This window comes from Sporofaciens sp. St.21A7, assembly GCF_059728535.1.
In genome coordinates, this window is the sequence record NZ_BAAGFN010000002.1 from 71,238 (window position 1) to 90,473 (window position 19,236).

The following is a 19,236-nucleotide window of genomic DNA, read 5'->3' on the forward strand; positions in this document are numbered from 1 at the left end:
TATTTCTTTATAAAACTTGCCAGCCTCAACTTTTACTGTTATACTTAAGATACTTTTTCAGTTTATTTCCTTTCGGAAACATTCGTTTAGCAATTCCTGGAGACAGGTCTCTTGATTCTACACGAAACCATTATCAAACGAAAGGAGAAAACATGCAGATAAAGACATATTTTGAAAAAAGCCTGTGCGAAAGCGCCGGGCTTTTTTCTTTGCAAAAGAAACAGGCAGACCTGTTCCTGCTGTCACAGACCGGCCTGATTACCTACAGACAACTTGCCCTCTGCAATCTTCATGGAAAAACAGAGACCGCCGGAAGGCTTTCTCTCAAGACGTTGGAAAAAGACGGGCTTATCCAGTCAAGAAAACTGCCAAACCAACATCAAAATAAATATTATTTCCTTACCCCAAAAGGACGCTCCATACTGAAATCGCTTTTTCCTCCTATTCTTCTGGAATACCTGCAGATAAGCCTGGAAAAACGTTTACCGGCAGGCGGGCATCCTCAGAGAAAACGAGACCGGAAACATCCTGATCTTCTGTCTTGCTTTTCCACACAAACGCTCCCTCACTGCAAAGCCTTCCTTCTCCCTGTACCGTGTTCTCCTGCATTTTACGAAAATATGGTCTATCTTTGAGGAAGACTGCAAAGTACCGCTGGATTACCGGCAGTTCCTCCAGGTATTGGAATGTTCTGCGCTGAAAAGAACGATCTCGGCGAATGAAATCCAAGTCTTCCAGAGCCTGCACAGCCGCCATCCGGAAATGGACAGCCTCGCAGATGTATATACCCTGAAGAAAATGTATCTTGATGATACCAGTTATTCTGATATGCAGGATTTGGATATGGATGAACTGTTTCAAAAACGGGTGCATTCACATTTCCGGCGTGTTTACAGCGAACATCCTTCGCTCGTGTCCCACGCTTTAAATGGAAATCCGATTTTCACCGTTCCCAATCACAGGCTCCCTCTTTACCAGCCGTATATTATGCCCTATGAATATGATTTTCCAGAGCAGCTCCTGAAGTGTCTGCTTTTTAACGGGCTAAATACAGATGGCTGGGAATATCAGCACCCACTGCGAATCATACGCCAGGATCAGACAGAGCTTTGTTTCTTCCAAGGATTCTGCCATAAAAAATACGGCTATATAGCGTGTGAACATCTTACTATAGATTTAAGCTCCCGTATCCGTATTCAGAAATTTTTCCAGTCCGGGACCGATGCCAAAACACCGGTTTTCCTGCTTTTATTTTCATCCGTCCAGAATCTTACAGATATAGAATCCCTCTGCAAAACACCTGGCAAAAACACTACTGTACTGATGATTGACTGCAGCCGCCCTCTTCATCTTAACCCGCCGCCAGCTATTTTTCTGGCTGACGGCAGCAAGCTTCCCGTTATTTTTGAATGTGACGAATTTGACGGCCAGCTCCGGATCGTCACCAGAAAGGAGACCTGTTAATGAATAAAACAAACCGTTCTTTTCCTGCAGTTGCCTATGGTCTGTTCCTCTGCCATCTGCTTGCGTACAGCCTTCGGTTTATCTTTGCACTGTACCGAATCGACTATTCACTGCTCCCTTGCGGCTTTGTTTATCGTTTTTGCGCTATGACGCTTCCGATACTTCTCTGGCTCTTATCTACCGTCTCAGAAGCGTTTAACTATCACCGTTTTAAGCTTGCCGCCTATATTGCAACCCTGTATTACGAAACACTCATAATCATTACAGTTGTATTTCAGCTTTTATCAAAGTTATTCCTTCCCTCTGTTCTTGCGATTGAGACAGACGAAATCTTTACAAAGGGCATGGTTCTTTTTCTTGCCCGCCTGATTACAGAGCTCCCTCTCCTGCCGCTTTTTTATATACTGATGAAGTCTTTCCTCCGCCCAGCCAGGGACGCAAAAAGCCGCAGTGTTATTCTTTCCTTTAAGCTGACCTATTATCTGCAAACCGGAAAGCAAAAAAGAAGGATCCAGTATCCTTTGTCTATCGCCAGGGACATCCGCAGCGGGAAACGTATTACCATATCAGAAACAGACCGTTTTCTACATACATTGGTAGACGGAACCAGTGGAACCGGGAAAACGTCTTCCACGATTCTGCCCGCAATCCGTGACGATCTGGATATGCGTTGTCAGGCAGAGCAGGAACAGATAAAGGCTATGCACAAGCTTGTGCAGGACGGCCTATATACCTATACCGGCTCTTTCTCATATTTTTCCCTGTCCAATTTTCGTCCTGCCAAAGAAGCAATGCCGGACAGCTGCACCGAAACTGCCGCCACTTACGCCTCTCCCGAATCTATCCGCATGCAGTATCCGGTCTGCGGAATTACGGTTCTGGCACCGGAGGATTCTCTGACAGATGACGTATGCAGGCTGTGTGAGGCACGCGGCATTCCCTATCACAGAATTGACGCAACACACACCTTTGAAGGAACACTCAAGCCAAACTGGACTGGCATGAACCCATTTTTTATATCACCTTCTCTAAGCGGCAATGCACTCCATCAGGCTATTGTTAAAAAAGCGGTCATCTTTTCAGATGTCATGCAGGTAATTACCGATCTGAAGGGGAAGGCAGATTCCTATTTCACCGGACTCAACAGGCAGATGCTTGCAAACCTGGCCATTCTTGTCATGAACACGGTTCCTGTCCTTTACAAACGCCAGGCCACCCCTGCTGACCTGCAGCTGCTCATTAACAACTTCGACCTCCTGCCGCCTTATGTGAGCAAACTGGACGAGCTTGACAGGGAGCAGAAGCGTTATTCCTTTATCTCCCAATATATCCGGGAGGACCTCCTTGGGAAAGGCCGTCCAAAGATGGAGGATCAGAGCCGTGGTACCAGGAATATCATCAATGAGTTTTTACTGATGCCAGAAAGCAAAGATGTCTACTGTGCGCAAGCCTCCATTGACTTTGACCAGATTCTTGAAAACGGGGAGATTACAGTCTGCAATTACGACCTTGCCTCCGGTGACAGCAACGCGATTGCATTCGGTCTGTTTTTTCTGCTCTCATTCAACAATGCGGTATTGTCCCGTCCAGGAACAGAAAAAACAAGGATTCCGCACTTCTTCTATGTTGACGAGCTTCCTGTGCTGATCCACAGTTCTCTAGAGAAAAATTTCTCCTTATTCAGGAAATTCCGGGTAGCCATGTTCTGTGCAATCCAGACTTTAGACCAGTTTGAGAAAAACGAAATCACAAAGTATCTGAAAGGCGTAATCTTAGGCTGCGCCCATATTTTTGTATTCGGACGTTCTTCACTGTCAGATATGGAAGTATTTTCTGCAATGGCAGGAATCCATGATGAGGTGGAGGAACAGTCAACCGTTTCTGAGACAGCCCTGTCAGATGATTCGCCTTCTCTCTCTTATTCTTCAAGAGAGACATGTACGCAGAAAAATCTGGTGGAGGAGACAGATATCCGTATGAAGGATTTTCAGGAAATCACTCTTTTTACCACCAAGAATGGCCGTCCGCTCCCGCCATTGCATGCAAGAGTCGAATTTTTAAAGCCCGAAGACTGGTCTCCCCAAAAAAGAGAGTCTTTCTCTGCTGAAATTTTCAGGCCATATACTGGCCCTGCATCTTCTGCCACCCCCGCCTCATCCTTAGCCGGAAACAGCTGTGCTGCATTTTCTGGAAGAGAACTTGTTTCTGAATACTGTTGTTATGATTTTGATTCTTCCGAAACCAGACGCAGTGCAGCGCCAAAAATGCCGTCTCCTTCCCAGACGCAGGAATCCCGGCCGCCTGTACCCGATGGCAGCGAATCTTTAGACGGTTTATTCTGATTACACCCTAATATAGTAGGAGGATATTATGGCAATAAAAAAACTAAAAAATTATAAAACCGACGCCTTTATGATCCACAGTCCATTTCATTTTCAAGAAGGATACCAAATACAGATTGAAAATAGGAACAAAAACTGCTCGCACACCGAAATCGACACCCTTGCATTAAAAGGGTTGTTAAACTCTGTTGACTTTGAAATCCTGAAGCTTCTCGGAACCTACTGCTATGTCAACACCCACAACCTGAACTATGCTTTAAACCACACTCTTCCGGAAAATTACCGAAAACAAGATTACAAAAGAAATTTGAAAAAGCTGTCAGATGCCGGAATTCTCCTTAAGCATTCCATCTGTATGCAGACTGACGGCGAGGGCAGCGCCTGTCAGATTGTTTCCCCTTTACGGTTTTATTCCTTATCCCCCGGAGCGCGCAGTTATATTTCTTCCCTTATGGAAGTCCCATATATCTCCAACCAGACATTGCCTGCTTACCGGAGCATTGAGTTGATGGCAGCCGCACAGCTTTTGATTCGTTTTCAGGCATCCTACCGCAATTCCGTAAAAAAGATCCTTTTTAATCTGCATAAACAGATTGGCTCTCATCTGCTCCTTCTGGATGCATACATCCGTTATTCCGCCAGCCAGGGGGACAGCTCCTCTCCTGCTGTCCATCTGTTTCTTTTATGCGGAAGGGATAACGGGGACAATTATGCTGATATAGTTCTTCGCAGCCGCCTGCTCTTTTGCTGGCTTGACCGGCGCAAAGAGGAATATCCTTGCCATATGATTTTGCTTCTGTTAGAGAGTATCTCTGATATTCCCCCAGTTTATCTTCAGGTTCGCAATCCATATATGTCGGGTAAAACAGGCATTACAGATTCGTTGTATCCACTTTATTTTACTTTGGATACAAACGTACTGGTTCAACCGTTGTTTGATGCATTATACCAATGTGAAATCGAAGAAGACTCCGGAAGATGTAAAATCAGCAAGATTTCTTTGGGAATGACTGCTTCACTTTGCCATGGATAAAAGGGAAAACCTAACCGTTAGGGTTTCACAGCAAAATTATCGGATTTGTATTGTTCACTAAAAATTTGTCTTATTATTTTTGTTCCTTTACGCTTTATACTTTTCACATTAATATATGCCATGTTATTATGGTATAATTTTTAAAATTTATTTTTTGCTTTATGCCAGGATGGAACCGGGGCTTTTGTCCATCTTCCACCATTTCTGCATTATGCAGTCATATTACAGGTTGATATGATCTATTGTGACTGCATTTGCAGCCACAGGCTATAAAGCCATGGGAGGTATATATGGGTACATTTCGTAATGTCTCTAAGGCAGAACCTTGTCCAATTTGCGGCAAATCCGACTGGTGCAGCATTCTCATCCCGGACAACGCCGCTTATCCCGGACAGCTTCTTTACGTCTGCCGGAGAATCCACTCTCCCGAAGCACAGAGTCCAGTCAACGGCAAAACCTACTACTACATAAAGGAGCTTCCTGACAGTTCATGCCTTTATTCTGATATTGAGAAAAGAGGCCGGGTATCTGAAAAGTCTTTTGGTTACACCTATCGTCCCGCACAGGAAGCCCCTGCCCCGCCAGCCGACTATGGGACCATTCCTCTGCCTAACAACGATCTGGATTTAATTTATACAGATTTTATGAACCTGCTTTGCTTATCAAAGAAGCACTATGCAGGATTGCGATCCGAGAGATGGCCAAAGGATTTAATCAGAGATAGTTTTATACGTTCCCTGTCTTTTCCAAGAAAGTTTGACAGTGTCAAAGGGTTCTACAGTGACCATGTGGAACGACACAGGATTTGCCAGCTTTTGCTGAAAAAACACAAAACTCTGAAGGGAGTTCCTGGTTTTTATCAGGAAGCTGATCTTCAATGGACTTTCACAGGACACCCCGGAATGCTGATACCTATCTATGATACTGACGGAATGTTGTACCGTATCCGGCTGCGCCTCGACCATCCAGGAAAAGATGAGAAAGGGAAGGAAAAGGATAAGTATAAAAACTTTTCTTCATTTTACCCTTCAAAAGATAGCAATAACATTCTTTCGAATGAATATCTTAATGGCTGCCGGGCCGGCAGCCATATCGGGTTCTATTTTCACCCTTCCACAGATGACCCTGGCGTATGCTATATTACAGAGGGTGAGAAAAAAGCAATCGTTGCAAACTATTTTCTGCGTTGCATTGTAATCTCGCTTCCCGGTGTAAATTCACATGCCAAATTAACCAAAACGGACAAATCCGGTAGATCCGTTCTTGATTTTTTGAAAACTCTAGTGTTCCATCCGGTCAGAAATTGAACGAATGAGCTGTCTGGTTCGTGCCAGTGCTAGGCAAAAGTTCGACGGCGATGTGGGCGCATCGACTAGAACTTTTAACGACGCAATGGTGCGAACCAATCAGTTCAGGAGTTCGATTTCTGACCGGATGGAACACTAGGATGCAAGAGTGCGGTTGTTGCCTATGACGCCGATAAAAATGTTAATGAGCATGTCCATCGGCATGAAAAAAAATTAGTAGCACTTTTAAAAAATCATTCATTTCATACGTATATCGGCAGCTGGAATCCAGGTTTCGGAAAAGGATTAGATGACATTCTGGTACTTGGGGTAAAGCCTCAGGTATTTCCAGTTTAAAATAGAGGATGGTGTACCCATCCTCTCAGACCCTAACCGTTAGGTTTCCATTTTTAATGCATCAATCTTCTCATCAATGCTCTTTTTCAGCCCTTCCAGCGTTTCGATGACCACCGAGACTTCGTTGTCCTTGATTAAGGACTCCTCATCTAATACCTCATGGAGGCTCTTCGCACACTTCATGATTATTTTAGTCCCGTTTTTACGCCTGACGCGCACACCCGTTTTTTGCTCTGGCTTTTCATTTCTTCCAACAGCAGATTTCACATCGGATGAAAGCTGTTCTAATTTCAGATTACTAATCATTTCTAAAATCCGAACCTTTTTTACACTTTCAGCTCCTTCTTTTTCCGTCTGTTTCCGTATCATCTCTGCAAGGCTTCTTTGCTTCTCTTCATTCAATGTACTTGCACTGGAAAGTCCGGACCAGGAATAAACCTCCGAATCTGCCATTGTCTGCAACTCCGGTATCAGCTTCAAAAGCGCCCGGTACTTTTCAACGGATTTGATATCCAGTTCCATGTCAATAGCGACCAGTTCATTAATTGCCGTTATCTCCCCTTCTTTGAGCAACCCTTCCCTTTTCTTATGCTTAATCTCCATTTCATGGGCCTCAAAAAGTCCCTGAGCAAGTCTTGCCAGAATCATTGGCTTTTCCTTTCTGCCATGCAGATTGCCAAGAAACAGCCGCATCCTTCGCTCCCATTCCTCTTTTGGTGCTTCTGTAACCAGAACCGGATATTTATCAATACCGGCCAGCCGCCCCGCTTCTCTCCTGCGGTGCCCGGATTCTATCCTGTATTTCCCTTCATGCGGATATGCCAGAATGATCCCCTGGAAACCATAATCCTTCATGGATCGGGACAGCATTTCCACTTCAGATTCACCGTATATTTCAAGATTATAAGGATCATCTTCCAGCATGTTATCTTCCAGATACCTTATCTTCTCTTTTACTTCGTCTGGAAGTTCATTTACATTCGTTTCATCCGTTATCTCCTTCTGGAAATCTTCTGATTTACTTGCTGCTTTCTGCATCGTATTACGTTTTGTAAGCGCCTGGCTTGCCAAACTCCTCTTTGCCATTTATATTCCCCTTTCTTCCTGAATTCTCTCCTCCATCTCCTTCATCAGCATTTTATAATCCTTTGCAATCTCACTGCTTCCACAGCTGATGCAAAGCGGCCTTTTCTCCCACTCGCTAATCTGCATACTCGAATAATCATGGCGGATCGTTGTCCGAAACAGCCGCATGGAAGTCCTTGTTTCATCCTCCATGCTGTATTCATATAAGGCTTTCTGATCCCCTTTATATAATTGTGTACTTATATAAAACAACCCCAGTACCTGCAGTCTCTTGTTCCCATATTCCTCCCGCGCTTCGCGGCACCTGTCAATGACGTCTTCATATCCATGCGTACTGGTGTTCTTGGCGAGATGCAGAGGAACAATTACATAATCGCAGGCTACCAGGTAGGTCATTGTCACCATATTATGTGCGGGCGGAAAATCTATAAATATATAATCATAATATCCATCCAACATATCAAGTTTGCGTTTCAGAAGATTCATGTCGGTTCCACTGTAATAATCCATATCTCCGCTTCCGAGAATAATATCCAGTTTTAAATTGATTTTCCTGAATTTGTTTCTCCATTTCCTGCGAGCGGAAAATTCACAGGTCCTGATATGATTATGAATATTCAGATCTTCCTCCAACAAATTATAAAGTGTATCAATCCCCTCTTTTACTCTTCCGTTCTCCAGAATATCTTCATTGTCTTCATAGAAGAACTGAGTCAGATTGATTTGGGAATCCCCGTCAATCAGCAGAACCCTTTTTCCCGCTAATGCAAATTCGGCTGCCAGGTTGATGATAGAACTGGTCTTTCCCACGCCCCCTTTTCTGTTATAATCCCCTATTACAATAGCCACGCCGCTTCCTCCTTTTGCACAACCTAACCGTTAGGTTTCATATTTTATTACTTTTCTTATTATTACACATATGAATTATAATTTCAACTTAAATTTTATCTTTAAGAACAAATTAATATTTTATAGATTTTAAAAATATATTTTTCAATTTAAATTATCTGGCTTTACCACAGAAGAAATAAAATCAGAAATTCCGACATTTTCCTCGAATTAATTTTCTGAGAGTTTAAACAGGTAAAAGCCAAAACCCTAACGGTTAGGTTTTGATAATTACTCTATTCACTTTATTTATGCTTAATATTATTATTGTATACTGTATTTTGTATACATTGTATCTCTTTATATAATTTTATTTACCAGCCGTCTGTATTTCCGCATGCTTTTAAAGCTACTCTGAAGCAGTTACGGAATCATAAAACCTAACCGTTAGGGTCATTCTAAAAAAACATTTTGTTATCCCTGACCATAGGGCCATACCACATTTCGTATAAAACACAGAACCTAACCGTTAGGGTGACAGCAAAAAAATCCACCCCTTTGCGAAGCGAACTATAAATGGATCAAAAAGCTGAACCGTAACGAAATATTTTCTCAGACATACATATGAATTGACAATCTGACACATGATTGATATACTTTAAAAAACTTGTTTTTTGATCCCGGATGACCTTTGGTTTTCCGTTTCTTTCAATCCCTAGCGATAGGTGAAATAAGTTTTGATATACTATGTAGGCAGACATCCATTGATGTCTTTTTTATTTTAAAAGGAGGAAAACATGAACGAAACAACAAATCTATTTATTATGCTTGGACTTATCGAGGATAAACCAGATAAATCCAATGAAAGTCAAGAAGATAAGGATTGCATGAATTACTTGTCAGAAGGGGAAAGAATATTATCATTAGCAAGGGAGAAAAAAGAACGGGTCGTTTTTAAAACTCATAACCTAACGGTTAGGTTGTGCGATTTAAAATATCCCCGGCTTGATGTGGAAGAATATAAAGCCAAGCAGCAAATACAAAGTGCTATAGAAAGAGAAATCAAAAAAAATCTAAAAGAAATAAAAACGGAGGAATGTCTAAGTAGCAAAGGCATTCCTTTTTTATTGCACTTTGTTAATAAAAACTATGGCTGCAAAATCGAATCTGCATCCAACTTATTTGAAAAAGGATTAGCCAGGGATGTCAGCCGGTCGAACATTATTTTAACAATTAAAATAAAAGACACAACATTTTATCTTCCATGCAGTCCTGGGAAACGTTTCTCTAATGGCAGCTATCATTACAAATCAAATCCTCGTCATTTCATCCATATGTACCATGCCGAAAACTTTTTTTATCCTTTGTTCGGAATAAACTGGCTTAACCAGCTGAAAATGGATTCTTTTGACGATCCGGATATCGAAGATACCATGAAGCACCTGATTCGTGACTTAGTATCAATATTGGAAAATTATAAATGGGATATGACTGATCTTCCAAAATGGTTTTCCAACTATCTGATCGATTGTGGTTATCAGGAGGATACAATACATAACTGTTATATCAAAGCAGCCGGTTCCGAAAGCAAACCTTCAACACTCTATAAGGATTATTTCAAAAGCCATTCCGAAGTGTTTAACCTACTTTCTTTTGTATATGGGGATTCCTATCTGTCTTATGATATTTTACTAAATGTTTCCGGAAAATCTGCCATGATAGACCTGCCTTACTATTACAGAGAATACATATTCATGACATTAAGGCATTATATCGCAAACATACATGATCTTGCAGAGGAAGAAAAACATCGAAATGAGCTAAAAAGGATAGTCGCACGTGCCTACCAAACCAAGAAAAATATTCCAAAGCACGTTGTACATAAAATGAAATCCTCAGAATTAAACACATATTTCGGCTTTATCGAATTTGACGAAGATGTAGACCTGAATCTGGTTGATTCCATAACGGAAGAATTCAAGAAATTAAATCAAAATATTTTCAATGGCTATATGAACAAAAACGTTGCTCTGCGTTTTCGGAAACTTGGTAAACACCATGCAACTGGTCTGTATTATCCCTCCATCGATACTATGGTAGTTGATTTCAGGCATCCAACATCTTTTATCCATGAATATTTTCATATGCTCGATGATATGCTCGGCGACCTGTCCATGAAATGTGAATTTGACCAGGTTGCACTGCAATATCAGCAGCTTCTGATATCTTCTGTAGAAAAAGAACGCAAGGATGGAAAGGAAATTCTGCCAAAAAAGGGAAAATATAATCTTAACTATTTTCTAAGAAAGTGTGAGATTTTTGCACGGTGTGGCGAAATACATTTATTCCGCAATCTTCACATTGTCAGTTCCCTTCTAAAGCCTGAAGAAACCCATTATTTCGCTTACCCGGATGATAAAATCCTAAACAGTATGATTGGGGAATATTATACAAACTTATTAGACAGAATGAAAAATATATCTTATAAAATAGGAGAAGATGTATATGAAAAAGATCTACATATCGCATCTGTCTGAACATCTGGCAGAAGAACTGGAAGAAGAGTTTTATCTAAAGGAAATTGCCTTAAGCTATACAGAAGGAAATGGAATCCCATATCTGTTCCTGAAACTCCAGGATAAAACCGGCGTTATCTACGGACGGATATGGGAAAATAATATAGACGAGAGATACCTTCAATTTAAAGGCAAAGTCATCAAAATATGGGGCGAGGTGCTAAAAAACTACAAGAACCAGTTAGAGTTCACAATTCAAAAAATAAGCCCTGTAACCGAGTATTCACTCAGCAGCTTTATTGACGGTTTAAATGAGCTGGAAAAAGAACATTATTTAAACCTGCTAGATAAACAGAGCAGTTTAGTCACACATGCCCCCTTCCGGGAACTATTAAATCTGGTATTGAAAGGTCAAAAAAACAGGCTGGCTGAAACTCCTGCCGGCCTGACCTGTTCGGGCGCATATAACGGCGCCCTGCTCGTCCAGACCGTATCTGTCACAAGCATTGCAATCCAGATTATACGTTCACAAAAGATGTACGCATACCATCCGGACCTCAAGATTCCATATCAGGAAGACTTGCTAATCACTGGCTCCCTAAAGATATCCTAAGCATACAGATCATTGAATCATATATAAAAGAAATGAAACACCATATTTCGACAGAAGATAAAAATCTTCTTTATAATGTAATCCAAACTGCTTATAAAAAGGAAAGATGGAAGGCTATGAACCGGGAAGCATTAATATTGAACCTTGCATACACATCTTATTTGCAGATCAGTAATATGGAATTTTATATGACAGAAAACCAGCAGAAAAGCGGGGCAGTATACGTTTCAAAACTCAATAACTATTTATATTTGTCTAAAACGAACCTACAAGGAGGAATTGGAAATGCACCAACATCTATACATAAATAAAGATACAATGGACGAGATTGAAAATTATCTCTCACTGACCGAACCGCCGGGTATTATACTACAGGGTATTCCAGGGCTTGGGCAAGAGCTTGCGGCAAGATATATAGCTGCAAAGCTTCTAAAGTGCCAGGAGTCAGACTTAGAAAAAAATCCCGACTATTACCAGACAACCCAATCGGCCCTGAAAGTAGATGATATTGAACAGCTTCTCGAAGCGAGCCGCCGTAACAGTATTGGAGATGTAAAAGTATTTATTCTTTTTTGTGCCCATACTGTATCGAGGACAGCACAAAACCGTCTTTTAAAACTATTAGAAGACAGAGCTTCAAGTAATAAGCTGATTATTGTCTCGGAAAAAGACAGCCTGCTCGATACCATCAAAAGCCGCTGTTATTCTGTCCTTTTTCACCCGCTTAGGGAAGAAGCGATGGAAAAATATCTGAAGGAATTAAAAATTGATAAGGATTGTATTGGCTTCGTAGGTTTTTTAACGGAAAATGCTCCTTATTCCATTACTGCATCTATGGAAGGGATAAATGAATACATTCTTATATCCTTTTTATCAGTTTTTAGCAGAATCTCCCCGGAAAGTTCCCAGTAAGGGATATCCCTTCCCGGATACGTTATATACAAGAGCACAAGCATTAGAAATCATGGAATATGGACTGGAGCATTTATCCATGGCTCAACGTTCCTATACGAAAAACGATTATTTCAATCTGATACGATATATAATCCAAATAAAATAAAAGGAGGAATTTTATGTTATACTCAACATATAGGCCGCAAACATTCAAAGAAGTAGTAGAGCAGGAAAATAATATCTTAACGCTGAAAGAACAGTGTAAAACAAAAAAATTTGATTCTGCCTATCTTTTTGCAGGCCACAGGGGAACAGGAAAGACGACCATTGCACGTATCCTTGCAAGAACAGTATGCTGTGAGGCCCCAAGTGAAAACGGTCCCTGCAATCAATGCAAAAACTGCAGGTCGATTCTGGAAGGAAAAACATTAGACTGTATTGAAATGGATGCGGCATCGCATAACTCTATTACAGACATAAAGGAACTTATTGTATCAGCCCAGTATATGCCTACCATATTGCCGAAAAAGATATATATCATAGATGAAGTACATAATCTTTCAGCAGCTGCATTTGACGCACTCCTGAAAACAATCGAGGAACCGCCGGAACATTGTCTGTTCATACTCTGTACGACAGAAATGCATAAAATTCCTGCAACTATACGTTCCAGATGTTCTATTTACCAGTTCCGGACTATATCAATTGATGTCATCTGCGGCAGACTGTCCTTCGTTTTAACTGAAATGGGAAAACAGTATGAGGATGATGCCATAAAGCTGATCGCAAAACAGGCTGACGGGTCTATGAGGGATGCCCTCAGTATCACAGAAAAGCTAATGATCTCCTGTGAAAAAGTAACAGTAGAGCATGTGATGAAATCCCTTTGCCTTATGGATAGCGAGGTTGCTTTGCAGATCATGCGTTCGCTTGTAAATGGTGACGGCAGGCAGGCAATCCTCTTGCTTCAGAGAATCTGCGAAGAAGGGAAAAATTTGATGCAGCTGGTCGATCATATACTCCAATGCTGTACGGATGGGATCGTTCTTTCTGCATCATCTGGAACTGCAGCTTTATATAATACAAAAGAATATCAGGATGCACTGTATGAAATAATTAGTTCCTGCCAAATTGAAATATTATTCTGGTATGTGGAGCAATTCAGTATTCTTCGTGAAAAAATAAGGAACAGTCTGAATCCTTATATGGACGTCCTTGTATACCTGATAAAATGCTGCAACATAAAACTCCCCCAAAGTAACACAGCAGTGTTGCTTCAACGAATCAGTGTTTTGGAGGAAAAAATACTCAGTCATGAATGCGGTTCTGTGCATAAAGAAGATTCCAACAAAATTAAATTAAACGATAACATCGTCAATGATTCCGATGACAGTTTTCATACAGGCTCAGACATGGATGAAAATCCATTTACAGTTGACACAGAAATATTTGAAAATGAGCAGGCCGGCCTGGTTCCGGCACAGGATGTGAAGGAAGAAACCGATGACGGAATAGATGATTATATACTAAGCTTACTCGGAGGTCATCTTTAACTCTGCTAATCTTCCTGCTGTATGGTATGATTATAGCTATATATTTTCCCAGACAGGTTACTATAAATGGAAATATGAGAATGCGAAGAGAAAACATTTCTTATTTGCAACAATTCTGGAATGCTGTGAAAGAACGTCTGATTCCTATTGTTTTAAGACAAATCTGTACCCTGTATACGTGATCGCAGCAAAATATATAGACGTCTGTGGGTTGTTTTTTTGTAAAATCGAATATATACGTTAAGTAGTTCAGAATACCTCATCTATGGTTATGGGGTATTCTGAAAATAAACTATAATTTAATGTAAAATTGTGTTATACTAAAATCGTTCTATGAATCTGATTAGATTATTCTGTGGATATATGTATGGGGAGGGGAGTAAAACCTTATATATATATTTATCATAATATAATTCATATATAGTTATATATATAATTGATAAATGCTGAATATGAAAAACCCCGTATTTACAAGGAAAAATGGAAATATAGACGGATGAGAAACTTCCAGTGTGGATGAAAGTATGCCTCCGTGGAAGATTTTTTTATGATGTAGATGAAAATTTTCGCAGAAGGATAATATTTTTCACTTGTGGATGAAAATTTTCCATTTTGTTTCCAAAACAATAGATATGCATGAATCGCAAAATAGTTTTTATAGGGTAAGGTAAAGTTATCCTTTCAAAAATGGAATAGATTTATTGATTTTCCGGCTAAAAGAAGGGGAATCACTGTCTGAAAATAAAAAAGGGCACAACAAAAAGACCCATTATGCCGTCTGGAATAATGAAGATTCCTGCCGGTTATTCTTATCGTGGAGAATGGTCCGTATAAGGGCGCCTATGCTTGTGACTTTAAACTGTGAGTTATAATTTTCATAAACATAACCGATACAGTTTTTGACTGCATCAAATGTATATGTAGTGCAGAGAACCCCTAAGTCCTTATATTCCTTTGCGGATAAGTGGAAAGGAACAAATAAGGATTTATCCAGCTTGGTCAGAGTTTTGGTCAGAATTCCTTCCTGGGCCAAAAAGGATGCATCAGCCTCGTCGGGCTGGATTTTTGTAAGGATACTCTGGTTTATGCAGTCCATTGCTTTATCGAGGCTGGAAATGTAATCTTTTATAAGGGAAGTATTCTGTGCAACATTCTTATCATAATTCCTGCGGCCATGGCAGAGGGGATTCATTTTTAAATGGATATGTTCTTCGTCACCGTCAAAAGCGACAGAAAAAAGCTCCGAAACAGAAGATAAAGCATGCCGTATGATTCCTGGCTTACAGTAGTTAGGAAGAAAACGGCGCAGGAAATCATAATCCTGCGTGACAGTCAGTTCTTTTTCCGGATTACGGTTCGTATCAATATCTAAAGCAGCGCGCAGAAAAATCCGGAGCTGGTTCAGGTCTGTAATCTGAATCAGCTTCTCCAGACATTCATAATTAAATGTAGCATATCCCCGGCCGCCTTTATCAGCAGGAAGAGAATATGTTTCATATTCAGTCAGGATGACCTGGATCCTTTTTTTAGAAAGTCCATCAGACGAACACATAATATATCCATATTCCTGCAATACAGAATTAGCATTTTTAACGGAACGGACGGTGCAATCAAGCATGCCGGCCAGCTCCCTGGGGGAAAGGCCGCGCACTAGGCCATGCTCATCAGGACTGGCAAAATGATAGATGAGCAGCAGCTTTAAGGCTATGGATTTTAACCTTTTGGCATTTCCAAAAATATTTTTCTCGTTCACGCTTTTACACGTTTCATGTACAACTGTTTTGTAAACGGCACAGGGACAGTTCTTACAACGGTTCTTGGCTTCTTTCTGAATCTCCTCCGGCATAAACTCATAAAAATCAATGTTCTTGTAATTATCGCACGCAAAACAGCCAGACGCTGCATAATCCAGTTCCTGGCTTTCTGTATATATGACTTCTTTATGGTTTTTCTGAACTCCGATTGCTTTGATAAAAGGAGCTTTACCAATCCGTGCATATTTTGATAATTCCAAGCTAATCACCTCATGTCAGAATATTGATTCAGGACAAACAATAAAAATATATGACTGTACCACAAAAACACCCAATATTGACTGATTCGGCAATAATACTTGAAAATAGAGAAAGAATAGTCTATAATATTAATGCAGTATCAGCCATTGGTCAATAGCAGTATCTATGATTGATCTCTGATTGATATTGTAGTAGTAGCTAAACCGTCAAGAAAAGCTACTGTAAGTATATTTTATATTCGATGTGGATAACTTTTTTGAAACCGCCAAATTTCACAAAGTTATTCACATTTTTTTATCAACATTCTAAATATACTACATATTTTTGGATTTGTAAAATCAAAAAGTCGCACCCGAAAAAGCGGACTAAATTGAGAAAACTATGTGTTTAAAGGGGATTTTAAATATATTTTTTCTGCAAATTTATGATACAAGAAAATGGGAAAATGCGGAAAAGCCTTGATTTTACGGGGTTTTTAAGGATTCGGGACTTTTTAGAAAAAAAGTGAAAAAAATTTTTTATAAAAAAGAGCCATTTTTTATGGACTAAATTGGGAAATCATGACAGACTATAAAAAAGAAGCCGCAAAAAACGGACTAAATAGAAGATTTTAACAGGAATCATGGCTGAGTTCTCAAATTTTCCTCAAAAGATCTGTATTGGGGGAAAGATATTTTTTTTGGGGGAAATCATACAATGAAAAAAGTGTACCCTTTAAAACGGACTAAATAAAAAAATCAGAAAAAATACACCCCAAATAACGGACTGAATAAATTTGAAAGAAAAAAGTACCCTTAAAAAGCGGACTAAATGAAAAAAAATAGAAAAAAATACCTAAAAAAGCGGACTAAATTTATTTTTTGTGGGGTGAATCGTGGGAAAGATAGCGACAAAATTAATGGATCTGCTATCTGAAACAAAAAGATAGCGACAAAATCAGTTTATCTGGTACAGAATGATAAAGATAGCGACAAAATTAAAATTTGTATTTAAATTGCGGCAGTTATTGTGATATCCGGTGCAGATGGCGGCAGCCTTCCGTGAAAAAGAACACCTGAAAAAGCGGACTAAATGGGGGAACGAGAACGGAATGGATAGAAAAAATGAGCTTGAAAAAGTGGACTAAATAAAGGGGCAGGGATACAGATTCATGAAAAATGCACCCGGATTAGCGGACTAAATAGAAACCGGGAATGTGTACAGACTGAAAAAATGTGCCGTAAAAAGCGGACTAAAAGTAAGTTTGGTATAAAGAGTAGCAGAAAAACATACCCTCAAAAACGGACTAAATGATGAATCGGAGCATATAGAGATAAAAAGTGCACCCAAAAAAGCGGACTAAATGATAAAAATGAGGGGTATATCAGCAAAAGATAACGACAAAATCGAGATATGCGGTATAGGTGATGGAAGATGGAGACAAAGTTCCGGATTGAGATAGCGACAAAGTTTTAAGGGCAAGAAACCGCAGAAAGCTTAATCTGCTCCTGCGGTTTTTGTGATATCGACACATTCTACATCAATAATCTTTGAAGGATCATCAAGCGCTTTTGTATTAAACTCATAAGCAATCAGTTCTTTGGAGTCCAGTGGGAGGAACTGGATTGTAACAGCAGAGTTTTTATTGATAAACTCAAAATCTTTAATTACAATCTGCTCTGATTTCAATATGGACATATGGTTTGTCAGCTCTTTGACCAGGGCAGCGTTTCCGATTTTCTGAAGTTTCATGTGAAGGCGGAAATAATTCAGCGGAAGGGTCTTGGTATAGGAGTTCTTTGCATATTCCGTAAGGCGCTCCTGTTGAAGGATCATCATGATGCCCTTTGTCTGCGGAGAGTCAACACTTTTATAGGAGTCTGTTAAAATATTGATGTACTTTTTCTGGACATAGGTGCGGATCCACTGCTCAGAAGGGGTGTATTGGAAATAATTCTCCTGGAAGTTGATGTACAGGTAATTCAGCAATCCAAGGGATGTTGTTTCAATAAGTTCACCGGTCTCCCGGCTCCGCACAGTAATCGTATAATCATAGTTTTTCAGTTTTTCCAGCCGGTTTCCAATGTCTTCATAGTGTTTTTTCTTTGGAACCCGGATATTGAAAACCCTTCTTGTAAATTCCCTTAAATCAACCCGGATGTGCTGGGTTGAAAGCGTTTCTCCATTGATCAGGTTAAAGAGCTGCGTCATAATCTCTCGGTCTTTCATATCCAGTTCCCGCTGTTTCAGGTTAATCTGGAACTCTTTCATAATCTTAGAGAGATTTTTTTCCGTGACTGTACTTGGAAGATCCACGTCCGGATTATATTTTACCGTAATGTCGCCTTCTATCCCCTTGTCTTCGTCCTTATAGCTGTACTGGTTGAAAAAGGTAAGTTCATTTTCTAACAGTTGCGGCTCGAAATCCATTACCGTGCTTCGGAACGAGAATAGTGGATGCTCGTTGAATTCGGTGGGGTATTTTGTATTAAAGCCTTCAATCGATCCGCCAAAGGCATCCTTTATAATTAGAAGGGACTCGAAGGTGATGTCATTGATGAAAGCGTTGGCCAGAGTCTTGGTCGGCTTCTGGGCCGTAAAAGAAAAATCTGTAATAGGAGCGGTCGTATCGGAACGCCAGTTGTCAATTTCATTGTACTTGTCGAGCATGATCTCCTCAATGGTCCGGTCATCATCCTGTGAACGGTCCATATTATTGATTAATGACGTGGATTCCGCATATTTTCTCAATAACCGGGGATTTTTTGGCCTCATTTTCTCTGGAGGCCCCATTTCTTCCTTGATACTGTTGAACCAGTTCCTTTTATATACGCGCCGGTTCTCGCGGTAGGTACGAATCGACTGCTCAATATTTTCCTTGGAAAGTGCAATATATGTACAGACGGTGATAATATCCTCCAGTGATACGGACTTTCTGCGGGAATCTTTTTTGTCCTGGGAAGAAGGCTCCGTATCTGATGCCCTGGATAAAGGTTTTGTGGTTTTGATGTAGTTTTCATCTATATATAACTCTGGCTTTTTACCCCTGATATACTTCTCATAAGTGGCAATCAGGTTTTTGTGGATATTTGGCTGGATGAATAATGCTATCTTTTCATATTTCTCATATTGGTTGCTATCTATCATATCTGACATCTTATTCACCTCCGTAACAGCAAGCGTCTATTTTCTTATTATATTATAAAGGGAAAAAATATGCAAACTTTTCCGACAGCAGCTATCAGTATGGAACAAATAAATCAGATGTGC

13 protein-coding genes and 1 pseudogene are annotated in these 19,236 nt (G+C 40.2%); 10 read left to right on the forward strand and 4 right to left on the reverse strand.

Going from position 1 to position 19,236, the window contains the following annotated elements:
- Positions 1-152 precede the first annotated feature (152 nt).
- From AC6I3O_RS26820 to AC6I3O_RS26845, 6 genes and pseudogenes are all read left to right on the forward strand, one after another.
- A complete protein-coding gene (locus tag AC6I3O_RS26820; RefSeq protein WP_497853786.1) occupies positions 153-635 on the forward strand; it encodes a hypothetical protein in 483 nt (160 codons plus the stop codon).
- A 46-nt stretch (positions 636-681) separates the two neighbouring features.
- Positions 682-1,464: a hypothetical protein gene (locus tag AC6I3O_RS26825; protein WP_497853788.1), complete on the forward strand. Its 783-nt coding sequence runs from the start codon at positions 682-684 to the stop codon at positions 1,462-1,464.
- Positions 1,464-3,806: a TraM recognition domain-containing protein gene (locus AC6I3O_RS26830; RefSeq protein ID WP_302168162.1), complete on the forward strand. Its 2,343-nt coding sequence runs from the start codon at positions 1,464-1,466 to the stop codon at positions 3,804-3,806. The genes AC6I3O_RS26825 and AC6I3O_RS26830 overlap by 1 nt, the downstream gene beginning before the upstream one ends.
- A gap of 28 nt (positions 3,807-3,834) precedes the next feature.
- Entirely contained in the window at positions 3,835-4,839 is a 1,005-nt protein-coding gene (locus tag AC6I3O_RS26835; protein WP_497853791.1) for a hypothetical protein, read from the forward strand.
- A gap of 290 nt (positions 4,840-5,129) precedes the next feature.
- Positions 5,130-6,146: a hypothetical protein gene (locus AC6I3O_RS26840; protein ID WP_302168160.1), complete on the forward strand. Its 1,017-nt coding sequence runs from the start codon at positions 5,130-5,132 to the stop codon at positions 6,144-6,146.
- A 162-nt stretch (positions 6,147-6,308) separates the two neighbouring features.
- Positions 6,309-6,482 (forward strand): annotated as a pseudogene (locus tag AC6I3O_RS26845) (DUF3854 domain-containing protein); the annotation flags it as partial.
- Positions 6,483-6,521: 39 nt separating this feature from the next.
- Here AC6I3O_RS26845 and AC6I3O_RS26850 read toward each other — a convergent pair.
- On the reverse strand, positions 6,522-7,568 hold the full coding sequence (locus AC6I3O_RS26850) for a ParB/RepB/Spo0J family partition protein (protein ID WP_016220712.1): 1,047 nt from the start codon (positions 7,566-7,568) through the stop codon (positions 6,522-6,524).
- Positions 7,569-8,417, reverse strand: coding sequence for a ParA family protein (locus AC6I3O_RS26855; protein ID WP_016220713.1), 849 nt, complete (start codon positions 8,415-8,417; stop codon positions 7,569-7,571).
- A gap of 776 nt (positions 8,418-9,193) precedes the next feature.
- Between AC6I3O_RS26855 and AC6I3O_RS26860 the strand changes: the two genes are divergently transcribed.
- The 4 genes from AC6I3O_RS26860 to dnaX all read left to right on the forward strand — a co-directional run bounded on the left by AC6I3O_RS26860 (position 9,194) and on the right by dnaX (position 13,972).
- Positions 9,194-10,933, forward strand: a complete 1,740-nt coding sequence (locus AC6I3O_RS26860) for a hypothetical protein (protein WP_497853793.1) — start codon at positions 9,194-9,196, stop codon at positions 10,931-10,933.
- Positions 10,902-11,525: a hypothetical protein gene (locus AC6I3O_RS26865; protein ID WP_497853795.1), complete on the forward strand. Its 624-nt coding sequence runs from the start codon at positions 10,902-10,904 to the stop codon at positions 11,523-11,525. Before AC6I3O_RS26860 ends, AC6I3O_RS26865 begins: the two co-directional genes overlap by 32 nt.
- Positions 11,526-11,810: 285 nt before the next feature.
- Positions 11,811-12,437, forward strand: coding sequence for a DNA polymerase III delta subunit-related protein (locus AC6I3O_RS26870; protein WP_497853797.1), 627 nt, complete (start codon positions 11,811-11,813; stop codon positions 12,435-12,437).
- Between the two features lie 161 nt (positions 12,438-12,598).
- Positions 12,599-13,972 carry a DNA polymerase III subunit gamma/tau gene (gene dnaX / locus AC6I3O_RS26875; protein ID WP_497853800.1) on the forward strand — a complete coding sequence of 458 codons (1,374 nt, stop codon included), beginning with the start codon at positions 12,599-12,601 and terminating at the stop codon, positions 13,970-13,972.
- A 769-nt stretch (positions 13,973-14,741) separates the two neighbouring features.
- On the opposite strand, the gene AC6I3O_RS26880 is transcribed toward dnaX, so the two are convergent.
- Together AC6I3O_RS26880 and AC6I3O_RS26885 are read right to left on the reverse strand one after the other, a co-directional pair.
- Positions 14,742-15,986: a hypothetical protein gene (locus AC6I3O_RS26880; RefSeq protein ID WP_497853801.1), complete on the reverse strand. Its 1,245-nt coding sequence runs from the start codon at positions 15,984-15,986 to the stop codon at positions 14,742-14,744.
- Between the two features lie 1,477 nt (positions 15,987-17,463).
- Positions 17,464-19,122 (reverse strand): hypothetical protein, encoded by a 1,659-nt coding sequence (locus AC6I3O_RS26885; protein ID WP_016220719.1) that lies wholly within the window; start codon positions 19,120-19,122, stop codon positions 17,464-17,466.
- Positions 19,123-19,236: the final 114 nt, after the last annotated feature.

Excerpts from the sequence above, each read along its gene's own strand:
- AC6I3O_RS26820 (WP_497853786.1), top strand. The coding sequence starts at position 153 with ATGCAGATAAAGACATATTTTGAAAAAAGCCTGTGCGAAAGCGCCGGG.
- AC6I3O_RS26830 (WP_302168162.1), top strand. The coding sequence starts at position 1,464 with ATGAATAAAACAAACCGTTCTTTTCCTGCAGTTGCCTATGGTCTGTTC.
- AC6I3O_RS26835 (WP_497853791.1), top strand. The coding sequence starts at position 3,835 with ATGGCAATAAAAAAACTAAAAAATTATAAAACCGACGCCTTTATGATC.
- AC6I3O_RS26840 (WP_302168160.1), top strand. The coding sequence starts at position 5,130 with ATGGGTACATTTCGTAATGTCTCTAAGGCAGAACCTTGTCCAATTTGC.
- AC6I3O_RS26850 (WP_016220712.1), bottom strand. The coding sequence starts at position 7,568 with ATGGCAAAGAGGAGTTTGGCAAGCCAGGCGCTTACAAAACGTAATACG.
- AC6I3O_RS26860 (WP_497853793.1), top strand. The coding sequence starts at position 9,194 with ATGAACGAAACAACAAATCTATTTATTATGCTTGGACTTATCGAGGAT.
- AC6I3O_RS26865 (WP_497853795.1), top strand. The coding sequence starts at position 10,902 with ATGAAAAAGATCTACATATCGCATCTGTCTGAACATCTGGCAGAAGAA.
- AC6I3O_RS26870 (WP_497853797.1), top strand. The coding sequence starts at position 11,811 with ATGCACCAACATCTATACATAAATAAAGATACAATGGACGAGATTGAA.
- dnaX (WP_497853800.1), top strand. The coding sequence starts at position 12,599 with ATGTTATACTCAACATATAGGCCGCAAACATTCAAAGAAGTAGTAGAG.
- AC6I3O_RS26885 (WP_016220719.1), bottom strand. The coding sequence starts at position 19,122 with ATGTCAGATATGATAGATAGCAACCAATATGAGAAATATGAAAAGATA.